This window comes from Janibacter limosus (assembly GCF_004295485.1).
Lineage (GTDB): Bacteria > Actinomycetota > Actinomycetes > Actinomycetales > Dermatophilaceae > Janibacter > Janibacter limosus_A.
In genome coordinates this window covers 3,464,539-3,485,320 of sequence record NZ_CP036164.1, presented here as the reverse complement: position 1 = coordinate 3,485,320, position 20,782 = coordinate 3,464,539, and the positions used below count along the sequence as shown (strand labels likewise).

The following is a 20,782-nucleotide window of genomic DNA, read 5'->3' as shown; positions in this document are numbered from 1 at the left end:
TCGTACCAGGAGGTCTCCATGAGCACGGCAACCACGAGCTCCGCTTCGGCCGCCACCGGCAACCGGTGGCTCATCCTCGCTGGTGGTGTCCTCGTCCAGCTGACGATCGGGGCCGTCTACGCATGGAGCACCTTCAGCAAGGCGATCCAGGGTGACGCGTCGGCGATCGAGCTGTCCAAGGTCCAGGCCACCATCCCCTTCGAGGTGGCCATCGGCATGCTCTTCCTGGGGACCTTCCTCGGTGGGCGCATCCAGGACAAGCGCGGACCACGGCTCGTCGCCCTGGCCGGTGTCGTCATCTACTCGATCGGCATCATGCTGGCCAGCCTCACCCGGGAGGCCTCCGACCTGTGGCTGCTCATCCTCGGCTACGGCGTGCTCGGCGGCTTCGGTCTCGGCCTGGCCTACATCGTGCCGATCGCCATGTTGCAGAAGTGGTTCCCCGACAAGCGCGGCCTGATCACCGGCATCGCTGTCGGTGGCTTCGGCTTCGGTGCCGTCATCACCTCCCCGCTCGCCCAGCGGATGATCGACGGGATGGCTGGCTATGACGTCCACCCGACCAAGGCCTTCCTCTGGTTGGGCGTCGCCTACCTGGTCTTCGGCCTCATCGGCGCCTCGGTCTTCAAGAACCCGCCGGCCGGCTATGTCGCGCCCGGCGTGGCCGCGGCAGAGGCGAAGCACGACACCAAGAAGCAGGAGCAGGCCAAGAAGGCCGCCCGTGACTTCACCCAGCAGGAGGCGCTGAGCACCCCGCAGTGGTACATGCTCACGCTCATCCTGACGATCTCCGTGACCGCCGGCATCTCACTGATCTCTGTCGCCGCCGGGACCGCCACGGACGTGGCGGGCATGAGCGCCGCCGCGGCCGCGACCCTCGTCGGCGTCATGGGCCTCTTCAACGGCGGTGGTCGCATCCTCTGGGCGGCGGTCTCCGACAAGATCGGCCGCATGCCGGCCTTCATGGGCATCCTCGGGCTGCAGGGTCTGGCCCTGCTCGCGATCCCGCACATCGGCAATGCCGCCGCCTTCTACGTGCTGTGCGCCATCGTCTACACCTGCTACGGCGGCGCCTTCGGCACCCTGCCGGCCACTGCTGGCGACTTCTTCGGAGTGAAGAACTCCGGTGGCATCTACGGCCTGATGCTCATCGGCTGGTCCATCGGCGGGATCATCGGCCCGCTGCTCATCTCGTGGCTCATCGGCGAGGACCAGGCATACACGATGGCCTTCACCGTCATGGGCATCATCGCCCTCGCCGGTCTGGTGATCCCGTTCATCGCCAAGCCGCCGAAGCACGCGTAGCCACTCGGCAGCCCGAGCCCGGCGTCGTTGTGCGCGCCCGGACCCCCTTCTCGGGTCAGCCGGGTGCCGTCAACGACGCCGGGCTCACTCCCGGATGTCCGCGGGGCCGGCGTGGAGCGCGAGGCCGGCGGCGATCCACCCTTCGACCCCATCGATGACATCGGTCGCATCCACTCCCAGTGAGCGAAGGGAGGCCGCCGCCAGGCTCGAGCTGTAGCCCTGACGGCACAGCACGATGACCGGCACGCCGGCGGCCGCCTCGGGGATGCGGTGCGGGCTCGTGGGGTCCAGTCGCCACTCGAGGACGGTCCGATCGATGACCAAGGCACCGGGCAACTCGCCCTGCCGGGCCCGTTGGGCAGCGGTCCGGGTGTCGATGAGGAGGGCTCCCCCCTTCGCCGCATCGTGTGCTTGCTCGGGGGTGAGGCGGGTCAGGCCGGCACGGGCCGACTCAAGGAGCCGGCCGATCTCGTTCACGCCACCTGCACCAGGGCGCCGTCGGGCAGCGAACCGGCAGCGACGGTCTCGCCGACGACCGGGGCACCGGGTACCTCACCGACGACGAGCAGCCCGCCAGAGGTCTGCGCGTCCGCGAGCAGGATGAGCTCGTCCTCGGTGATGCCAACCGCGGACAGGTGCGGGCGGACCCAGTCGAGATTGCGCTTGGACCCGCCCGGGACGTGCCCGGCAGCCAGAGCCTCGCGGGCACCCGTCACGTACGGAACCGCAGCGGCATCGATCCGAGCGGCGACACCAGAGGCCCGGCACATCTTGTAGAGGTGGCCGAGCAGACCGAAGCCGGTGACATCGGTCGCGGCCCGGACACCTGCAGCCAGTGCCGCATGGGCGGCATCGCGGTTGAGGGCAACCATCGAGGCGATGGCTTCTTCGCTGCGCTCCCCGGTCGCCTTGTGCCGGTTGTTGAGCACGCCGACGCCGAGCGGCTTGGTCAGGCTGATCGCCAGGCCCGCTTGTGCAGCGTCGTTGCGCATGAGCCGGTCCGGGTCGGCGGTGCCGGTAACGGCCATGCCGTAGATCGGCTCGGGGGCGTCGATGCTGTGGCCACCGAGCACGGGGAAACCGGCCTCGGTGGCGACGTCGAGACCCCCACGGAGCACCTCGGTCAGCAACTCGGTCGGCAGCAGCTCCCGCGGCCAGGCCACGAGGTTGATCGCCATGATCGGGTCCCCACCCATGGCGTAGATGTCGGAGACCGCATTGGCCGCGGCGATCCGACCCCAGTCATAGGGATCGTCGACGACGGGCGTGAAGAAGTCCGAGGTCGAGAGCACCGCGCGGCCGCCCTCGATGCGCACCGCCGCCGCGTCGTCGCCGTCGTCGAGACCGACGAGGACGTCGGAGCCGGGCGGGGCCGCGACGTGCAGGCCGGCGACGATCTGCTCGAGCTCACCCGCCGGGATCTTGCAGGCGCAGCCCCCGCCGCGGGCGAACTGGGTCAGTCGGATCGGCTCCATGACCTCACCATAGGACCCAGGTCACACCGGGGGGGAGTCGCGGTCTCAGAGCAGGACGGCGAGCACGGCGCCGGCCACGATCCCGGCCCCGGCCACCACACCGGCCGTGGCTGCGGTGACCCGCCAGGTGAGCGAGCGGCCGACCATGATCAGCGAGGGCAGGCTGACCGCGGGCAGTGCCATGAGGACGAGCCCGAGCACCCACGGGCTGGCGCCGATCGCGGCGAGGGTGAGCAGCACCGGGATCTCACCACCCGTCGGGATGACGAGGAGGACGACGATGGCGGCGACCGCGACGAGCGCGATGCCTCCACCCGTCACCCAGGCCGCGTCGAAGGTGAAGACGTGCGCAGCCGCGCCGACGAGGGCGACGACGACGAGGTACTCGGGCACGAGGGTGATCGTGAAGCGCGCGAGGGAGCGCACGAACCGCTGGAGCGAGGGCCCGTCCTGCTCCTCGCTCGGCTCGGGGACGAGGTCCGCGGAGGTGGGGTCCACCCAACGCCTCGGGGCCAGGCGGGCGGCGAGGGCCGCAGCCCCGAGCACCAGGCCCATGCCGACGACGAGCCGGGTGGCGGCCCACTGCCACGGTCCGACGAGGGCGAGGAAGACGAGGACGGCCGGGTTGAGCACCGGGTTGCCCAGCCAGTACGCGACGACCGAAGGGAGGGGAACCCCGGTGCGGCGCAGGGAGACCGCGACCGGCGAGGCACAGCAGGTGCACATCATGCTGGGCATCGATGCCGCGCCCGCGATCGCGGCACCGGCGGTGGTGCTGCGACGGGTGAGGACCCGGCGCAGCCACTCGCGGGGCAGCAGTGCGTCGATGGCAGCGGCGATCAGCAGGCCGACGAGCAGGGCCTTCCACACCGCGTCGCTGTACGCGATGGTGAACTCCCACGCGCCCTGCCACCACGTCGGCGCGTCCCTCGCGACGTCGACGAGCGCGCCGCCGTCCCACGCCCGGCTGTCGACGAGCCCGTCGATCTTGAGCGTGTAGGGCCACCACTTGGCCCAGACCAGCCCGCCGACGAAGAGCAATGTTGTGAGGGCCGCGCCGAGGACCCAGCGGTCGAGGGGCCGCGGCGCGCGAGGGGTGGGTGCGGTGCTCACCAGCAACACCATAGGACCCACCCGTGTGACTCGAGCCACCTGCCATAAGGTGGGAGTCGGAGGCGTCTGGGTTCCTGGTGGTCCCCCCGGTCTTCAACACCGGTGAGGCCGAGCATCTCGGTCTGGCGGGTTCGATTCCCGTCCGCCTCCGCCACCTCTTCACCCGGACGAAGGGAGCGCAACCCGTGAGCGAGGACCCGCGCCGGGCCATCCCGCGCACCGACACCGTGTTGGCCCAGGCTCCCTTCGTCGCAGCGGTCGAGCAGCTGGGTCGCACCGTCGTACGGACCGCCGTCGCCGCGGCACAGCAGCGAGCCCGGGACGGCGAGATCGCCCCCGACGAGGTGGTCGACGCGGCACTGGCAGCCTTGCCCACCCGGACCAGCTCGCTCACCCCGGTGCTCAATGCCACGGGGGTCGTCGTCCACACCAACATCGGCCGAGCGCCTCTCTCCCCCACCGCGATCGAAGCCGTCGTCGACGCCGCCGGGTACGTCGACGTCGAGATGGACCTGGCCACCGGGGCGCGCAGCCGGCGGGGCGCCGGGGCCCTGGCGGCGCTGCTCGAGGCGGTCCCGGACGCCGCAGGTGCGTTGGTGGTCAACAACGGCGCCGCAGCGCTCGTCCTCGCCACCACCGCCCTGGCCGCCGGCCGTGAGGTCGTCGTCTCCCGGGGCGAGATGGTCGAGATCGGCGACGGCTTCCGCCTGCCAGACCTCATCGCCTCGACCGGGGCGCGGCTGCGTGAGGTCGGCACGACCAACCGCACCCATCTGCGTGACTACACCGATGCGATCGGCCCCGAGACCGGGTGCGTGCTCAAGGTGCACCCGAGCAACTTCCGCGTCGACGGGTTCGTCACCTCGGTCGGGCTGGACGAGCTGCGAGGGCTCACTCGTCCTGATGGCTCGAGCGTGCCGGTCGTCGCCGACATCGGCTCCGGTCTCCTCTCCCCCGACCCGCTGCTGCCCGACGAGCCGGATGCGACGACCTGGCTGCGCGCCGGCGCCACGATCGTCACCGCGAGCGGCGACAAGCTGCTCGGCGGACCGCAGGCCGGGCTCGTCCTCGGTGACGCGGAGGTCGTCGAGAAGCTGCGCCGGCATCCCCTCCAGCGTGCGCTGCGCGTCGACAAGCTCGCCCTCGCCGCGCTCGAGGCGACCGTGCGTGGACCCGTCCCACCCGTGACGGCGGCGCTGCACGCAACCGCCGACGACCTGCGGCCCCGTGTCGAGGCACTCGCCGCCGAGGTCGGTCGCGAGATCGTCCCGGTCGAGGGTCGAGTCGGTGGCGGGGGCGCCCCCGGGGTCCCACTGCCAGGATGGGCCGTCGAGATCCCCGTCGCTGCGGTCGAGCGACTACGCCAGCCCGAGGGTGACCTGCCGGTCGTCCTCGCCCGCGTCGAAGGGGGCCGTGGCCTGGTCGACCTGCGCTGCATCCCCGTCGACCGGGATGTCGACGTGCTCGCAGCGCTGCGAGCGGCACTGGGGCACGACGGATCTGGCGCGACTCCCCCTTCGTCGTCATGAGGAGAGTGCTCGCCACTGCCGGGCACGTCGACCACGGCAAGTCGACCCTCGTGCAGGCCCTCACGGGGCGCGACCCCGACCGGCTGCGCGAGGAGCGTGAGCGCGGACTGACGATCCAGCTGGGCTACGCGTGGACGACCCTGCCGAGCGGGGCGGAGGTCGCCTTCGTCGACGTGCCGGGGCACCAGCGCTTCGTCGGGACGATGCTCTCCGGGCTCGGCCCGGCGCCAGCGGTGGTCTTCGTCGTCGCCGCCGACCAGGGCTGGCAGGCGCAGAGCAGCGAGCACCTCGCGGCCGTCCAGGCCCTGGGCATCACCGACGGGCTGCTCGTGCTCACCCGCTGCGACCTGGCCGACGAGCCCCAGCGCGATCAGGTGCGGACGGAGGCCACCCGGCGGTTGACGGAGGCCGGGCTCGACGTACCGGCGGTGGAGGTGTCGGCCGTCCGCGGCGACGGCATGGACGCGCTGCGGGTCGCTCTCGACGACCTGGCAGGGCGACTGTCCGAGCCGGATCCCGGTGCGCCCGTGCGGCTCTGGGGCGACCGCAGCTTTTCGGTCTCGGGCGCGGGGACGGTCGTCACCGGCACGCTCGGCGCCGGCACGGTCCGGGCCGGCGACCGCCTGACACTGCTGGACCACGGACGCGCTCGTGAGGTGAGCGTGCGCGGCTTGCACAGCCAGGACTCCGCTCGCGAGGAGGTCGGACCGGTCTCTCGGGTCGCGGTCAACCTGCGCCGGGTCGAGTCCGACGAGGTCGGCCGTTCGCTCGCGCTGCTCACGCCGGGAGCCTTCGAGCTGGCATCGGTCATCGACGTCGCGTTGACCGAGGTGGCCGTCACCGAATCCGCGCATCTGCCTCGGCAGATGCAGGGTGAGGGTGACCACGACAGGGGCGTCGACCGGGCAACGCTGCACGTCGGGTCGCTCGACATCGCCGTCCACGTGCGTCCGCTCGCGGACGGGCTGGCCCGCCTCTCAGCCGACGTCGACCTGCCGTGGCGGGTCGGCGACCGGGCGATCCTGCGCGACGCGGGCAGCCGCCGACTGTGGGCGGTGCGGGTCCTCGACGTCGACCCGCTCCCGCTGACCCGCCGCGGAGCCGCGGGACGCAGGGGGCAGGCCCTCACCGCTGCCGGCCCCTCCCCCGAGGCCCTGGCCGGGGTCCGCCTGACCTCCCGCGCGGCCGACCACGCAGGGGTGCTCGATCGGCTGGGCCTCGAGGCACCGAGCAGCGCTGTGCAGCACGGCGACTGGTGGATCGACCCCGACGCTCTGCAGCTGTGGCGCGACCGTCTGGCCAAGGCGGTCCGGGCGCGTCACGCGTCCGATGCGCTGAGCGCCGGCCTGCCTCTGGCGGAGGCCGCACGCTCCCTGGGTCTGCCCACACACCTGCCGACCGCCCTAGGTCAGGCACTCGTGCCGACGCTGGCAGCGGAGGTCGAGCTGACCGTCACCGACGGCCGGGTCCACGACGCTGCGGCAGCCGGCCTCGGACCCGCGGAGGCGGGGATCGCGGCTCTCGAGGAGAGGTTGCGGGGCACCCCCTTCGTCGCGGCGGATCGGGGTGAGCTCGCCGACCTCGGGCTGGGTACCGCGGAGCTGGCTGCCGCCGAGCGGCTCGGTCGGGTCATGCGGCTGCCCGACGAGGTCGTGCTGCTGCCCGACGCCCCGGCTCGGGCGATGCGCGTGCTCGCGGGGCTGGAGCAACCCTTCACCCTCAGCCAGGCGCGGCAGGCGCTCGGGACCACGCGACGCGTCGCGGTACCCCTGCTGGAGCACCTCGACGCGCGAGGGTGGACCCGGAGGGTCGACGGCACGCTCCGCGAGGTCGCCCGCTGACGACGAACCCCCACAGGCAGGGCCTGCAGGGGTTCGCGGTCGGATGCAGATCGCTCAGGCAGCGACCTCGAGGCTCGTGGTCACCGGCACGCCGTTCGTCAGGTTGTCGAGCACCGGGCAGTGGGCGGCGACCGCCTGCTCGAGACGCCGGTACTCGGCCTCGCTCTCGGGACCGGAGACCTTAATGCCCAGCTCGATGCCCTGGAACCCCGGTCGCACCGAGTCGTCCGTGCCGAGGAAGCCGGCGAGGTCGAGGTCGCCACGCAGGTCGACGTCGATCGTGTCGACCGTGAGGCCGAGCTTGTCGGCCCAGACCTGGTAGCTGATGACGGTGCAGGAGGCGAGCGCAGCGAGCAGGTGCTCGACCGGGTTGGCGCCCTTGTCGGTGCCGCCCAGGGCCGGTGGCTCGTCGATCGTGTAGCTGAACTGGCGGCTGGTGAGGGTCACCTCGGTCCCGGTGACGAGCGAGCCCTGGGTGGTGACCTCGAGCAGGGTGGTGGGGACAGCAGTTGCAGTCATGGATGGCTCCTGAAGATCAAGGGCTCTGGCGAACCCGCGCTTGGCGCGGCCGGTCGGCCGACGCCCTGGTCGTCACCCGGGGCACCCCACCGAGGGTGGAGGGTTGCCGCCCAGCAAGCCGGGGCTTCGCGCTGGGACTCATGACCTACACATAAGATGACACACAGCCACCCATAACGTCCAGTTATGTATCAATGGGCGGGACGGGCTGCTTCAGGTCCACGGTGAAGAGCGGCAGGAAGAGCTGCGCGAGGGGGCCGATCGCCAGGGCGTAGATGACGGTGCCCAGACCGACGACGCCTCCGAGCAGCCAGCCGACGACGACCACCGCGACCTCGAGGCCGGTGCGCACCACCCGGATCGAGCGACCACTGACCCGGGCCAGCCCGGTCATCAGCCCGTCGCGGGGGCCGGGGCCGAACTGCGAGCCGATGTACATGCCGGTCGCGACCCCGTTGAGCACGATCCCGCCGAGGGTGAGCACGAGCCGCCAGGCGATGTGCTCCGGCGGGTCGATCAGCGACAGGACGATGTCGGCCGACGGACCGATGAGCAGGGCGTTGCCGATCGTGCCGACACCGGGCTTCTGCCGCAGCGGGATCCAGCCCAGCAGCACGAGCAGCGAGACGCAGATGACGATCGTGCCGAAGCTCAGCGGGATGTGGTGGGAGACGCCGACGTGCAGGACGTCCCACGGGATCTGCCCGAGCGTCCCGCGGATGACCATGGCCATCGACCCGCCGTAGAGGAAGAGCCCGACGAGCAGGAGAGGGAGGCGGATCGTCAGCCTGCCGGCCCTCAGCTGATCGATGGGGCCGATGTCGGCCAGTGCCCGGTTGCGTGGCTGGGTGGGTCGTGCAGCATTCTTCGTCACGAGGTCACCTTGCACCTGCAAGGCCGAGGGTGTCGACCTGGCGCTCCAGGATCGCGGCGAGGAGTCGGTCCGCCGGCGCCACCAGTGGCAGGTTCAGTCCCCGATGAGCTTCTTCCCGCGAGCGACGACCTTCCTGTCCGGGGCGTAGACGACGGCCGTGTCCTTGCCCTCGTAGTCGAACTGGTTGAGGAAGTAGCGGATCGCGTTGATCCGCCCCCGCTTCTTGTCATTGGACTTGATGACGATCCAGGGCGCGTGCCGGGTGTCCGTCCGCTCGAACATCGCCTCCTTGGCCGCCGTGTACTCGTCCCACTTGTCGAGGCTCTCGAGGTCCATCGGGGAGAGCTTCCACCGACGCACGGGGTCGATCTGGCGGATCGCGAAGCGGGTGCGCTGCTCCTGCTGGGTCACCGAGAACCACAGCTTCGTCACGTGGACACCGGCGTCGGAGAGCATCCGCTCCACCTTGGGCGCCTGGTCGATGAAGCCCTCGTACTGCTCATCGGAGCAGAAGCCCATGACCCGCTCGACCCCGGCGCGGTTGTACCAGGACCGGTCGAAGAGGACGATCTCGCCGCTCGTGGGCAGGTACCGGAGGTAGCGCTGGAAATACCACTGCCCTTCCTCGCGCTCGCTCGGCTTCGTCAGGGCGACCACGCGCGCACCGCGCGGGTTGAGGTGCTCCGTGAAGCGCTTGATGGTCCCGCCCTTGCCCGCGGCGTCACGTCCCTCGAAGAGGACGACGAACTTCCGCCCGGTGTCCTGCGCCCAGTACTGGAACTTCAGCAGCTCGATCTGGAGCAGGTACTTCTCGACGTCGTAGTCGTTGCGGGTCATCAGCTCGTCGTAGGGGTAGTTCTCCCGCCAGGTCTCGACCGCCTTGCCATCGGGCGCGATGAGCATGGGGTCATCGCCCTGGTCGTCGCGGACGGTGTAGCCCTCGACCATCAGCTGGTCGATGTACTCGCGGAGGTTCTGCTTCTGCATGAGGTGTTCTTACCACCCCGAGATGACGAGCAGGTGGACAGCGACACCGGGCCGTGCCAAGAGGACACTGGACCCATGAGCAAGAGGACGAAGGGGGGCGGCGCCACCCCTGCGACGCGGGCGCTGGTGGCGGCCGGGGTGGAGTTCACCGAGCACCCCTACGAGCACGACCCGGCGGCACCGTCGTACGGGCTCGAGGCGGCCGAGGCGATCGGCGCACCTCCGGAGCGGGTCTTCAAGACGCTGCTCGCCCAGACCGACCTGCCCCGCGACCACGGCCTCCTCGTCGGCATCGTGCCCGTCACCGGGCAGCTCGACCTCAAAGCCCTCGCGGCGGCAGTCGGGGCCAAGAAGGCGAGCATGGCCGACCCGGCACTCGGGGAGAAGACAACCGGATATGTCGTCGGCGGCATCAGCCCCATCGGTCAGAAGCGTTCGCTGACAACGGTCCTCGACTCCTCGGCGCTGGAGCACGCGACGGTCTTCGTCAGCGGGGGGCGACGCGGACTCGATCTGGAGCTGCTCCCTTCGGACCTGGTGGCGGTCACCTCTGCGACGGTGGCCGCCATCGCCAAGGACTGAGGCACGACCGCGAGTCGTACTGGAGTTCAGTCCCCGTGCCCGGCGTCGTTGTGCGGGGTTGGCCGACGACATACCGTCAGCCAACCCTGCACAACGACGCCAACCCTGCACAAGGACGCCGGGTCAGCGCCCGAGCGGGTCGACCTGACTCACGCAGCCGACGGGCAGGTCGCCGCCGTAGACATGGGGGAAGAGCTCGTCGCCACCGACGACCGCCGGCTCGTACCGCACGTCGAGGCCGTGGGTGGCGAGCGCCTGCTCGTCGAGGGTCAGGACGAGCAGGGGCTCGGTCACATCCGCGTAGAAGCGACCCGCGACTGCGTCCCGCTGCTGCTCGGACCCGCTGCAGTGCATGAAGCCCTCCTCCGCAATCAGCCGACCGCGAGTGGAGATCGGGTAGGTGCCGGCGGCCTGAGCGGCCTGCCAGTCGGACTCGAGGGCGATGTGCTGGAGGGTCATGGGTCCATGGTGCCCCTCACATCTTGACGCCGATGTACTTCGTCTCGAGGAACTCCTCGATGCCGGTCATGCCCCCTTCGCGGCCGAGGCCGGACTCCTTGATCCCGCCGAAGGGAGCGGCGGGGTTGGACACGACGCCCTGGTTGAGGCCGACCATCCCGGCCTCGAGCGCCTCGCTGACCCGCAGTCCGCGGTCGAGACCCTGGGTGAAGACGTACGAGATCAGGCCGAAGGGAGTGTCGTTGGCCAGCGCGATCGCCTCCTCCTCGGTGTCGAACTCGGTGATCGCCGCGACCGGACCGAAGATCTCGGCCTCACCCATCTGCGCATCCGCCGGCACGCCCGTCAGGACCGTCGCGGGATAGAAGAAGCCCTCGCGATCGACCGGCTCCCCGCCGAGGGTTGCCGTGGCTCCCCTGCCCACCGCGTCGCGGACGAGCTCGTCGACCTTGTCGACCGCCTTCTGGTTGACCAGCGGCCCGACGACGACGCCCTCCTCGACGCCACGGCCCATGGGCAGCGCGCCCATCCGCTCGGCGAGCCGCTCGCCGAACTCCTTTGCGACAGAACGCTGCACGAGGATCCGGTTGGCGGCGGTGCAGGCCTGGCCGATGTTGCGCATCTTGGCCGCCATCGCGCCCTCGACCGCCACGTCCATGTCGGCGTCGTCGAAGACGATGAAGGGGGCATTGCCCCCGAGCTCCATCGAGGTGCGCATGACCGTCTTGGCGGCCAGCTCCAGCAGGTGCTTGCCGACCGGCGTCGACCCGGTGAAGGAGAGCTTGCGCGAGCGCGGGTCGAGGATCATCGGCGCCATGACGTCGTCGCTCCTGCTCGTCGTCACGACGTTGACCACGCCCGCGGGCAGGCCCGCGCGCACGAGGATGTCGGCGAGCGCGAGCGTGGACAGCGGGGTCTCGGCGGCGGGCTTGATGACCGAGGTGCAGCCGGCGGCGATGGCCGGGCCGATCTTGCGCGTGCCCATGGCCATCGGGAAGTTCCACGGGGTGATGAAGACGCATGGGCCGACCGGCTGCTTGGCGACGAGGAAGCGCGAGCCCCCGGCCGGGGCGGTCATGAAGCCACCGTCGATGCGCACGGCCTCCTCGGCGAACCAGCGGAAGAACTCGGCGGCGTAGGCGATCTCCCCCTTCGCCTCCGCCAGCGGCTTGCCCATCTCGAGGGTCATGATCAGCGCGAGCCGGTCGACGTCGGCGAGCATGAGGTCGCGGGCCCGGATGAGGATCTCGCTGCGCTCCCGCGGCGGCGTCCTGGCCCAGTCCGCCTGGGCCGCAGCGGCGGCGTCCAGCGCGGCGGCCGCCTCGTCGGGGTCGGCGTCGGCGATCTCGCACAGAGGCTGCCCGGTCGAGGGGTCGACGACCGGCATCGTCGCCGCAGTGGTGCGCCACTCCCCCCCGATGAAGAGACCCGTCGGCACCGAGGCGATGGCCTCGCGCTCCTGCTCGCGGGTGACCTCTGCCGTATCCGTCGTGGTCATGGGTGACTCCTTCGTCAGCGTCCTTGCCGTCCCCCTCACCGTAGACGTATTGTCAACAATCAGACGAACAACTCGGAGGTTCTGATGACAGCGTTGTCCCCCCTGCTCAAGCAGGCCACCCCCGTCACGATCGACCATGCCCTCGGCAGTGAGATCTTCGACGTCGATGGCAACCGCCACCTCGACTTCACCGCCGGCATCGGCGTCGTGAGCACGGGCCACTGCCACCCCAAGGTGGTCGCCGCCGCGCAGGAGCAGATCGGCAAGCTCATCCACGGTCAGTACACGACCGTCATGCACAAGCCCCTCCTCGCGCTGGTCGAGCGACTCAACGGCGTCCTGCCCGAGCACCTCGATTCGCTCTTCTTCGCCAACTCCGGCAGCGAGGCGCTGGAGGCCTCCCTGCGCCTCTCCCGCCAGGCGACCGGTCGGCCCAATGTCATCGTCTTCCACGGCGGCTTCCACGGTCGGACGGTCGCGACCGCGACGATGACGACCTCCGGCACCCGCTTCTCGGCCGGCTTCTCACCCCTCATGGGCGGGGTGCACGTCGCGCCCTTCCCCAATGCCTACCGCTACGGCTGGAGCGAGGAGGAGGCCACCGCCTTCGCCCTCAGGGAGCTCGACTTCATCCTCGCAACGCTCACCTCGCCGCAGGAGACCGCCGCCTTCATCGTCGAGCCCGTGCTGGGCGAAGGGGGGTACGTCCCGGGCAACACCGCCTTCTTCCAGGGTCTGCGCGAGCGCGCGGACAAGCACGGCATCCTCCTGGTGATGGACGAGGTCCAAACCGGCTTCGGCCGCACCGGCAAGATGTTCGGTCACCAGCACTTCGACGTGCAGCCCGACATCATCACGCTGGCCAAGGGGATCGCCTCCGGCTTCCCCATCTCGGGCATCGCCGCCTCGCAGGAGCTGATGAGCAAGGCGTGGCCCGGCTCGCAGGGTGGCACCTACGGCGCCAACGCGGTGGCCTGCGCTGCCGCTGTCGCCACCCTCGACGTCATCGAGGAGGAGGGCCTGGTCGCCAACTCCGCCGAGCGCGGCGCCCAGCTGCTCGAGGGCGCGAAGGCCGCCGCCGCCCTTCGAGACGGTCGCGGGGCGACCTCCTCAGGGAACGGGACCATCGGTGACGTGCGGGGCCTCGGCCTGCTCGTGGGCAGCGAGTTCACCGCCGCCGACGGGACCCCGGACAGCGCACGGGCCGCGAAGGCCCAGCAGCTCGCCGCGACCAAGGGTCTGCTGCTCCTCACCTGCGGCGCCCACATGAACACCGTGCGGATGATCCCGCCGCTCGTCGTCACGGCCGAGCAGGTGGACGAGGCCCTGGACATCTGGGGCAAGGTCCTCGCGGAGGTCTGACCCCCTTCGCCGGTTGGAGGTAAACCCGCTGATCAATCGTCAGCGCGTTCACCTCCAACCGGAACGATGAGTTGGTGCTGGAGGCGCACATGAGTCGGTACATGTCGATCACCCTCGAGTCGCGCGGCGTGGTGTGCCGGGCCCGACTGCTCGAGGAGGAGGCCCCGCTGACCTGCGACGCCGTGTGGGACGCACTGCCCGCGGGCGGTGACGCCTTCCACGCGAAGTACGCGCGCAACGAGGTCTACACGCTGCTCCCGCGGATCACCGCGGCCCCCCATCGGGAGAACCCGACGATCACCCCTATCCCCGGCGACGTGTGCCTCTTCGACTTCGAGCCCTGGGAGATCGGCAACCCCGCCTACGGGTACGACCCGGGCTCGACCGCCCACGCCGAGCAGGGCGCGACGGACCTGGCGATCTTCTACGGCCGCAACAACCTGCTCATCAACGGCGACCTGGGCTGGGTGCCCGGCTCGGTCTTCGGCGCGATCGAGGAGGGGCTGCCCGAGATGGCCGCCGCGTGCAACGACCTGTGGCGGCACGGCTTCGCCGGGGAGCGGCTGGTCTTCGCCCGGGCCTGAGGCCCGAGCACGAGAGGGCGTCCTGGTGCATTTCGTGGCGGAATCTGCCACCGAATGCACCAGGACGACCCTTTGTGCACGGGCAGGTCAGGGGAATGTCGTCCGGAACCAGGCCCGGGCCCGCGACTCGTCCTGCGCGGTGATGGCATGGCCGACGGGCAACACCTCGTGGGTGACGGCAGCATGCATGCCGCGCAGGTCCCCAGCCAGCAGGGCCCCATCCCCCACAGCTCGACGCTCGTCGTGGGCACCGTCGAGGACGAGGACCGGCACGCCACCCAAGTCCACCAACGGCGGCGTGGCGAAGGGAGAGAGCGGCCGGAAGAGCACAGCGCCCGCGATCAGCTCGGGGTGCGACATGAGCACTGCAGCCGCCATGATCGCTCCGTTGGAAAAGCCGACCACCACGGGTCGGGCGCCGAGGTCGCGCTCCATGCCCAGGATGAACTCACGAAGGACGGGAACCCTCGCCGAGAGGTCTTCCTCGTCGATCCGCCGGTCTGCGTGGCGTCGGAAGAATGCGTGACCGCCCAACATGACGACTCGCCCACGCACCCCGAGCTTCGTGGCTGTGGGTGAGAGTCGATGAGCAAGCCCCAGCAGGTCCGACTCGTTGCCATCCGACCCATGGAGGAGCACCAGAGAGGCGCTCCCCGTGTTGGTACCGGGGACAAGGACATGCTCATGGGGTGGCGAGCTCACACTTCATCCTCCCCCGAGCCCGTGGAACGAGTCAGCCCGCGAGCACGCCCTCGATCCACCGGGCGGCAGCGAGGACGAGGTCGTCGGAGTGGCGCGGCCCGACGATCTGCAGGCCGACGGGCAGTCCGGCGGCCGTGGTCCCACAGGGGATGCTGATCGCCGGCTGCTGGGTCATGTTGAAGGGATAGGTGTACGGGGTCCAGTCGGGCCAGCCGCGCATCCCGCTGCCCGGCGGCACGTCGTGACCGGCCTCGAAGGCCACGATCGGCATGGTCGGGGTGAGCAGCAGGTTGTGCTGCTCGTGGAAGGCGCCCATCGTGATGCCGAGCTGGGCCGCCACGCCGCGCGCCTGGAGGTAATCGACTCCCGAGCTGGTCTCCCCTTCGTCCCAGACCCGCCCCAGACCCGGATCGATGGTCTCCCGCGCACCCGGCATCCCCCGCAGCAGCGTCGCGGCGCCGGTCGCCCACAGCAGCTCGAAGGCCGCAAGCGGGTCCCCGAAGCCCGGGTCGGCCGCATCCACGGCCAGCCCGGCCGCAGCGACGCGTGCGACGGCCGCATCGACGACCCGGCCGACCTCGTCGTCGAGATCGACGAAGCCCAGGTCGCGTGAGTACGCCACGTGCAGACCGGTGAGGTCCCGGGCGAGCTCCCCGCGGAAGGTGCGCGTCGGCGGGGCGAGCGAGGTCGGGTCGCGTGGGTCGGGCATCGAGAGGATGTCCATGAGCAGGGCCGTGTCCTCGACCGTGCGCGTCATCGGGCCGGCGTGCGCCAGCGGGCCGAAGGGGCTCGCGGGAAACATCGAGATGCGGCCGTGCGTCGGCTTGAACCCGACGATCCCGCAGAAGGACGCGGGGATGCGTACGCTGCCACCCCCGTCGGTGCCCACCGCGACCGGCCCCATGCCCGCGGCAACCGCTGCCGCCGCGCCCCCCGACGACCCTCCTGCAGTCGTCGAGGGGTCGGCGGGGTTGCGGGTGATGCCGGTCAGCGGCGAGTCGGTGACGCCCTTCCACGCGAGCTCGGGCGTCGTCGTCTTGCCGACGAAGACCATCCCGTCGGCACGCAGCCGCGCGGCGACGGGCGAGTCGACGTCCCACGGCTGGTCCGGGTTGATCGCCTTGGAGCCGCGAAGGGTGGGCCATCCCTGGGTGAGGAAGATGTCCTTGATCGAGATGGGCACCCCGTCGAGCAGACCCTGCGGGTGACCCGCATGCCACCGCTCCTGCGAAGCGCGCGCCTGCACGAGCGCCGACTCCCGGTCGACGAGGCAGAAGGCGTTGAGGTCACCGTCGGCCGCCTCGATGCGATCGACGACCGCATCGGTCGCCTCCACCGGGGAGAGCTCGCTGGACCCGTAGGCGGCGACGAGCTCGACAGCGGTCATCTCGGTGGGGTTCATGCAGGGCTCCCGTCGGTCGGTACATATCCCAGTGAGGTGTCGACGACGTGGCGCAACGGCTCCTCGTCGACCCACCGGGTGAAGTTGTCGGCGAAGAGCCGCACGAGCTCCTCGCGCCACCCCACGAAGTCCCCCGAGCTGTGCGGGGTGATGACGACATCGGGCAGGTCCCACAGGGGGTGGTCGGTCGGCAGCGGCTCGGTGTCGAGCACGTCGAGGGCAGCGCCGGCGATGGCACCCTCCTGCAGCGCGGTCACCAGGTCGTCGGTGACGACAGACTCGCCCCGGCCCACGTTGATGAAGCGGGCGTGATCGGGCATGGCGCGGAAGGCTGCGGCGTCGAACATCCCTCGTGTGGCGTCCGTCAGCGGGGCGATGCAGACGACCCAGTCGGCTCCGGCGAGCGCGTGGTGCAGGTCCCCCTGGGCGGTCACCGTGCCGAAGTCCGGGTCGCCGGTGCGGGCGCGGCGACCGGAGGCGGAGACCTCCATGCCGACGGCGCGCAGGAGTCGGGCGATCGCGCGACCGATCTGACCGGTACCGACGACGAGCACGCGCGAGCCGGCGACCCGCTCGGACTCGCGGTGCACCCAGCGGTGGGCTTGCTGCAGCTCCCACGAGCGCGGCAGCCCCTTGGCGATGCTCACGACCTGCCCGAGGACGTACTCCGCGATCGCCTCGTCGAAGACGCCACGCGAGTTGGTGAGGACGACATCGCTCTCGCGCACCTCCGGGGAGAGGATCGCGTCGACACCCGTGGAGGCCACGTGGAGCCACTCGAGGGAGTCTGCCGCAGGCCACGCGTCAGGGATCGCGGTGGAGAAGAAGTCGTAGGCGAAGAGCACATCGGCGCCGACGATCGCCTCGGGCAGCTCGGCTGCTGTCGCGTAGCGCACCTCGTGCGCCCGCTCGAGGACCGGCGCCATCGCCTGCTCGCTCGGGAGATCTCCGTCGTGGAGCACCACGACCACGGACTGCCTGGGCATGTTGACAACGTAGGAGCGGGTTCCTAGATTGTCAACAATCTGGCAATCCGATGCGAAGGGTGGTCCGCGCGTGGAGCTCACCGGCGTCGAGTTCGACGGGCCGCTGGCCCAACGCGGCATCGGGGTCATCGCCCCCTTCGACCTGGCGCTGGAGCGAGAGCTGTGGCGCTGGGCCCCGCTGGAGGTCAGCTTCCACCTGGCGCGCACCCCCTTCGAGCCGGTGCCGGTCAGCCTCGAGATGGCGCAGCGGGTCTCCGACATCGGCGCGCTGCAGGCCGCGACCCGCGAGCTGCTCGGTGTGGACCCCGAGGTCGTGGCCTACCTGTGCAGCTCGGGCAGCTTCATCCACGGCCGCGACGGCGAGGTGGCGCTCGGTGATGCGATGCGGGCGGCAGGCGCACCAGATGCGGTCACGTCGTCGGGTGCGCTGGCGGAGGCCGTCACGTCGCTGGGGTTGCGCCGGATCTCGGTGATCACGCCCTACGACCGGCCGCTGACCGACCGGCTCGTGGAGTTCCTCGGTGAGCTCGACGTCGAGGTCGTCACCGCGCAGCACCTGGGTCTCGGGGGCGGCATCTGGCGAGTCAATTACCGCACCGTGGCCGAGCTCGTCTGTGCCGCAGACGATCCCGCGAGCGAGGCGCTCTTCGTCTCCTGCACCAACCTGCCGACCTACGACATCATCGACCCGCTCGAGCGCGACCTCGGCAAGCCGGTGCTCACGGCCAACCAGCTCACGGTCTGGGCCTGCCTCGCGCGCATGGGCCTGCCGATGATGGGGCCGGGCAGCTGGCCGGGAGAGGTGTTCGGCTGATGAGCGGGGCGAAGGGAGTCACCGCCGGGATCATCTACCCGGACCACGCCGCCGAGGACGAGTACCCCTGGGCCGCAGACCTGCTCGGCGTGCACCTGCCGGTGACGCACGTGTACGGCACTGACCTGCATGCGGTGCCCGAGCTGCTCGACCTCGGCCGTCCCGACCGGCTGGCAGCCGGTGCGGCGGCGCTCGCCGAGCACGACCCCCAGTCGGTCATGTGGGCGTGCACGTCGGGCAGCTTCGTCTACGGGCCCGAGGGCGCGCGGCAGCAGATCGACCAGCTCGCCTCTGCCGCAGGCGTGCCCGCGTCGAGCACGAGCGCGGCCTTTGTCGACGCTCTGTCCCACCTCGGTCTGACGCGCGTGGCCGTGGCGGCGAGCTATCCCGAGGACGTCGCTCGGCTCTTCGTCGAGTACCTGGCCGCCGCGGGCATCGAGGTCGTCGGGATGTCCAGTGCGGGCATCGACACCGCCGCCGAGGTCGGCGCCCTCACCCCCGAGGAGGTCATCGACCTCGCCGTCACCCACGACCGTCCCGAGGCGCAGACGCTCCTCGTCCCGGACACCGCCATGCGTACCCTCGGCGTCATCCCCGACCTGGAGGCCCGCCTGGGCAAGCCGGTGCTCACGGCCAACCAGGTGACGATCTGGCAGGCGCTGCGGCTGGCCGGGTCGCGGCCCACCTCGTCCGTGCTCGGCACCCTCTTCGCGCAAAGGCAGGACCATGCCCGTCAGTGACCTGACCCCCCACCCGCGTCGCTCGACGGTCGAGCACATCGCCGACGAGCTGCGCAGCGCCGTGATGACCGGGCGCCTCGAGCCGGGCGAGCAGCTCGGCGAGGCCGACCTGGCCGCGCACTTCGAGGTCTCGCGGGGGCCGCTGCGCGAGGCCATGCAACGGCTGGTCTCCGAGGGGATCCTGCACGCCATCACCAACCGTGGCGTCTTCGTCAGCGAGCTGACCCTGGAGGACGTGCGCGACGTCTACCGCACCCGCTCGGTCATCGAGCGTGGCGCGCTCGAGGCCGTCCTCGACGAAGGGCACCGGGAGGCGACCGCCGACGAGCTCGACGACGTGGTCCGCCGGATGCGACGGGCGGCGGCGAAGGGGGACGGTCCCGCGGTCTCCGACGCGGACCAGCACTTCCACGAGGTGCTCGTCGAGGCATCCGGCAGCCCGCGACTCATCCGCGCGATGCGCACCCTCCTCGTCGAGACCCGGATGTGCCTGGGCGAGCTGCGCACGACCTACACGGACCTCGAGACGCAGGTCGACGAGCATGAGGCCCTGCGGCGCACGATCCTCGAGGCGACCCCCGCCAAGGCCAAGGCGGCCCTGCAGGCCCACCTCGACGATGCCGTCGAGCGGCTCGTGGCCAAGCGCACCTGAGCTGCCGCCTCCTCCCCCTTCGCACGACCTTAAGGAGATGCGCACCCAAGACGCACGACCTTAAGGAGATGCGCACCCAAGACACACGACCTCAAGGAGATGCGGAAGGGCCAGGTCAGGGGATGACGATCTGCGCGCCCTCGAGCAGCCGCAGGTTGGTCGACGCGAGGTTGAAGGCGGTCTGCCGCATGGGGATCCGCTCGGTGAGCCAGTGCTCGGCGAGCACCGCGACCTTGGAGCGCATCTCGGTCGACAACCTGCGGAAGGAGTCCTCCGGGTCGGTCCCCACCTGCCCCTGCAGCAGCCACCAGGCCCAGGCCGCGGCGCCGGTGTTGGCGATGAAGTCAGGGACGACGGCGACTCCCCTGGCCACGAGCGCGTCCTCCGCGGCCCACGTGGAGGCGGCATTGGCGGCCTCGACGACGACGCGGGCTGCCACCCCTTCGACGTTGTCCTCACGGATCGCGTACGAGACCGCCGCCGGCACGAAGATGTCGGCCGTGATCCCGAGGATCGCGTCGCGGTCGAGCTGCTGCACACCGGCCGGGACCTGCGACCGGTCGACCTCGCCGTAGACGTCCCGCAGCTCGAGGAGCGCGTGGACGTCGAGGCCGGCAGGGTCGAAGAGCGTCCCCCGGGCGTCGGCGACTGCCGTGACCTTGGCGCCGGCTTCCTGGAGGTACCAGGCAGCGCCACCGCCCATGGTCCCGATGCCCTGGATCGTCACCTCGGTCTCGGTGACCGGCCAGCCGAAGCCCTCGGCCACCCCGAGGCAGGCCTGCGCCACCCCGTAGCCGCCGATGATGTCGCCGAGCGGCAGCCCGTCGGTCATGACACCGAGGCCGGCGTGGACCCGCTCGAGGGTCGCGGACGGGTCGGGCGAGCGGGTGATCGCCGCGTGGAAGGACTGCGAGAGGCCGATCTCCTCGAAGGCCTCGTCGATGAGCTGCTGGGTCACGCCCAGGTCCTCGGCGGTCACCCAGTGACCGTCGAGCCACGGGCGCATCTGCTCGAAGAAGCGGGTGAGCACACCAAAGGCCCGCGGGTCCTTGGGGTCGAAGTCGACCCCGCCCTTGGCCCCGCCGACGGGCAGGCCGAAGGCCGCGGTCTTGGTCGCCATGCCGCGTGCCAGGTCGGCGACCTCGTCACGGGTGCACCCGGCCCGCATGCGGGTGCCACCCGTCGCGATGCCGCACACGAGGGTGTGCACGACCAGGTACCCGTGGGCCCCGGTCACGGGGTCCACCCAGTGCTCCTCGTGCGCGGGGGCGCGGTCGACGAAGTCATGAGCAGCGTTGGTGGGGTGCGTGAGGGTCATGGATGAACCACCTCTATTCGTGGGGACCGATGACCCCAGC

21 protein-coding genes, 1 tRNA gene and 1 riboswitch are annotated in these 20,782 nt (G+C 70.8%); of the genes, 10 read left to right on the top strand and 12 right to left on the bottom strand.

Annotated elements, in window-relative coordinates; translation table 11 throughout:
- The first annotated feature begins 18 nt into the window (after positions 1–18).
- Positions 19–1,305, top strand: coding sequence for an L-lactate MFS transporter (locus EXU32_RS16795; protein ID WP_130630929.1), 1,287 nt, complete (start codon positions 19–21; stop codon positions 1,303–1,305).
- An 84-nt stretch (positions 1,306–1,389) separates the two neighbouring features.
- Here the strand turns inward: EXU32_RS16795 and EXU32_RS16790 are convergent, their stop codons facing one another.
- The 3 genes from EXU32_RS16790 to EXU32_RS16780 are packed head-to-tail and all read right to left on the bottom strand — an operon-like array spanning position 1,390 to position 3,893.
- Positions 1,390–1,782, bottom strand: a complete 393-nt coding sequence (locus EXU32_RS16790) for a rhodanese-like domain-containing protein (protein WP_130630928.1) — start codon at positions 1,780–1,782, stop codon at positions 1,390–1,392.
- Positions 1,779–2,780, bottom strand: coding sequence for a selenide, water dikinase SelD (selD, locus tag EXU32_RS16785; RefSeq protein ID WP_130630927.1), 1,002 nt, complete (start codon positions 2,778–2,780; stop codon positions 1,779–1,781). The genes EXU32_RS16790 and selD overlap by 4 nt, the downstream gene beginning before the upstream one ends.
- A gap of 45 nt (positions 2,781–2,825) precedes the next feature.
- The gene (locus EXU32_RS16780) at positions 2,826–3,893 is read right to left on the bottom strand and encodes a permease (RefSeq protein WP_242612830.1); all 1,068 of its coding nucleotides are present in this window, start codon (positions 3,891–3,893) and stop codon (positions 2,826–2,828) included.
- A 58-nt stretch (positions 3,894–3,951) separates the two neighbouring features.
- Here EXU32_RS16780 and EXU32_RS16775 point away from each other — a divergent pair.
- The 3 genes from EXU32_RS16775 (at position 3,952) to EXU32_RS16765 (ending at position 7,263) form a co-directional block, all read left to right on the top strand.
- Positions 3,952–4,047: transfer RNA gene (locus EXU32_RS16775), tRNA-Sec, on the top strand.
- Positions 4,048–4,078: 31 nt separating this feature from the next.
- Positions 4,079–5,422: an L-seryl-tRNA(Sec) selenium transferase gene (gene selA / locus EXU32_RS16770; RefSeq protein WP_130630925.1), complete on the top strand. Its 1,344-nt coding sequence runs from the start codon at positions 4,079–4,081 to the stop codon at positions 5,420–5,422.
- Positions 5,419–7,263, top strand: coding sequence for a SelB C-terminal domain-containing protein (locus EXU32_RS16765; RefSeq protein WP_130630924.1), 1,845 nt, complete (start codon positions 5,419–5,421; stop codon positions 7,261–7,263). The genes selA and EXU32_RS16765 overlap by 4 nt, the downstream gene beginning before the upstream one ends.
- 54 nt (positions 7,264–7,317) lie before the next feature.
- Here the strand turns inward: EXU32_RS16765 and EXU32_RS16760 are convergent, their stop codons facing one another.
- The 3 genes from EXU32_RS16760 to ppk2 all read right to left on the bottom strand — a co-directional run bounded on the left by EXU32_RS16760 (position 7,318) and on the right by ppk2 (position 9,643).
- The gene (locus EXU32_RS16760; RefSeq protein ID WP_130630923.1) at positions 7,318–7,782 is read right to left on the bottom strand and encodes an OsmC family protein; all 465 of its coding nucleotides are present in this window, start codon (positions 7,780–7,782) and stop codon (positions 7,318–7,320) included.
- Positions 7,783–7,813: 31 nt separating this feature from the next.
- A riboswitch (SAM riboswitch) is annotated at positions 7,814–7,928 on the bottom strand.
- Positions 7,929–7,966: 38 nt separating this feature from the next.
- Positions 7,967–8,656 (bottom strand): YczE/YyaS/YitT family protein, encoded by a 690-nt coding sequence (locus EXU32_RS16755; RefSeq protein WP_130630922.1) that lies wholly within the window; start codon positions 8,654–8,656, stop codon positions 7,967–7,969.
- 93 nt (positions 8,657–8,749) lie between these two features.
- Positions 8,750–9,643: a polyphosphate kinase 2 gene (gene ppk2 / locus EXU32_RS16750; RefSeq protein WP_130630921.1), complete on the bottom strand. Its 894-nt coding sequence runs from the start codon at positions 9,641–9,643 to the stop codon at positions 8,750–8,752.
- Positions 9,644–9,718: 75 nt separating this feature from the next.
- On the opposite strand from ppk2, the gene ybaK reads away from it, so the two are divergent.
- Complete coding sequence (ybaK, locus tag EXU32_RS16745) at positions 9,719–10,225, top strand: Cys-tRNA(Pro) deacylase (protein WP_130630920.1); 507 nt, start codon at positions 9,719–9,721, stop codon at positions 10,223–10,225.
- A 123-nt stretch (positions 10,226–10,348) separates the two neighbouring features.
- Here ybaK and EXU32_RS16740 read toward each other — a convergent pair whose 3' ends face one another.
- Together EXU32_RS16740 and EXU32_RS16735 are read right to left on the bottom strand one after the other, a co-directional pair.
- Positions 10,349–10,684 (bottom strand): DUF952 domain-containing protein, encoded by a 336-nt coding sequence (locus EXU32_RS16740; RefSeq protein WP_130630919.1) that lies wholly within the window; start codon positions 10,682–10,684, stop codon positions 10,349–10,351.
- A gap of 16 nt (positions 10,685–10,700) precedes the next feature.
- Positions 10,701–12,182, bottom strand: coding sequence for an NAD-dependent succinate-semialdehyde dehydrogenase (locus EXU32_RS16735; protein WP_130630918.1), 1,482 nt, complete (start codon positions 12,180–12,182; stop codon positions 10,701–10,703).
- Between the two features lie 84 nt (positions 12,183–12,266).
- Between EXU32_RS16735 and EXU32_RS16730 the strand changes: the two genes are divergently transcribed.
- Both EXU32_RS16730 and EXU32_RS16725 read left to right on the top strand, forming a co-directional pair.
- Positions 12,267–13,544, top strand: coding sequence for an aspartate aminotransferase family protein (locus EXU32_RS16730; RefSeq protein ID WP_130630917.1), 1,278 nt, complete (start codon positions 12,267–12,269; stop codon positions 13,542–13,544).
- A gap of 89 nt (positions 13,545–13,633) precedes the next feature.
- On the top strand, positions 13,634–14,128 hold the full coding sequence (locus tag EXU32_RS16725; RefSeq protein WP_130630916.1) for a DUF3830 family protein: 495 nt from the start codon (positions 13,634–13,636) through the stop codon (positions 14,126–14,128).
- Between the two features lie 87 nt (positions 14,129–14,215).
- On the opposite strand, the gene EXU32_RS16720 is transcribed toward EXU32_RS16725, so the two are convergent.
- The 3 genes from EXU32_RS16720 to EXU32_RS16710 form a co-directional block, all read right to left on the bottom strand.
- Positions 14,216–14,665 (bottom strand): alpha/beta hydrolase, encoded by a 450-nt coding sequence (locus tag EXU32_RS16720; protein WP_207233839.1) that lies wholly within the window; start codon positions 14,663–14,665, stop codon positions 14,216–14,218.
- A 196-nt stretch (positions 14,666–14,861) separates the two neighbouring features.
- Positions 14,862–16,232: an amidase gene (locus tag EXU32_RS16715; RefSeq protein WP_130630914.1), complete on the bottom strand. Its 1,371-nt coding sequence runs from the start codon at positions 16,230–16,232 to the stop codon at positions 14,862–14,864.
- Complete coding sequence (locus EXU32_RS16710; protein ID WP_130630913.1) at positions 16,229–17,218, bottom strand: D-2-hydroxyacid dehydrogenase; 990 nt, start codon at positions 17,216–17,218, stop codon at positions 16,229–16,231. Before EXU32_RS16710 ends, EXU32_RS16715 begins: the two co-directional genes overlap by 4 nt.
- A gap of 70 nt (positions 17,219–17,288) precedes the next feature.
- On the opposite strand from EXU32_RS16710, the gene EXU32_RS16705 reads away from it, so the two are divergent.
- Genes EXU32_RS16705 through EXU32_RS16695 form a run of 3 tightly spaced genes read left to right on the top strand, consistent with a single transcriptional unit; the run spans position 17,289 to position 19,424 of the window.
- The gene (locus EXU32_RS16705) at positions 17,289–18,032 is read left to right on the top strand and encodes a maleate cis-trans isomerase family protein (RefSeq protein WP_130630912.1); all 744 of its coding nucleotides are present in this window, start codon (positions 17,289–17,291) and stop codon (positions 18,030–18,032) included.
- The gene (locus EXU32_RS16700; RefSeq protein WP_130630911.1) at positions 18,032–18,772 is read left to right on the top strand and encodes a maleate cis-trans isomerase family protein; all 741 of its coding nucleotides are present in this window, start codon (positions 18,032–18,034) and stop codon (positions 18,770–18,772) included. Before EXU32_RS16705 ends, EXU32_RS16700 begins: the two co-directional genes overlap by 1 nt.
- Positions 18,759–19,424, top strand: a complete 666-nt coding sequence (locus EXU32_RS16695) for a GntR family transcriptional regulator (RefSeq protein WP_130630910.1) — start codon at positions 18,759–18,761, stop codon at positions 19,422–19,424. Before EXU32_RS16700 ends, EXU32_RS16695 begins: the two co-directional genes overlap by 14 nt.
- A gap of 115 nt (positions 19,425–19,539) precedes the next feature.
- Here the strand turns inward: EXU32_RS16695 and EXU32_RS16690 are convergent, their stop codons facing one another.
- Positions 19,540–20,742 (bottom strand): Glu/Leu/Phe/Val dehydrogenase dimerization domain-containing protein, encoded by a 1,203-nt coding sequence (locus tag EXU32_RS16690; protein WP_130630909.1) that lies wholly within the window; start codon positions 20,740–20,742, stop codon positions 19,540–19,542.
- Between the last annotated feature and the right edge of the window lie 40 nt (positions 20,743–20,782).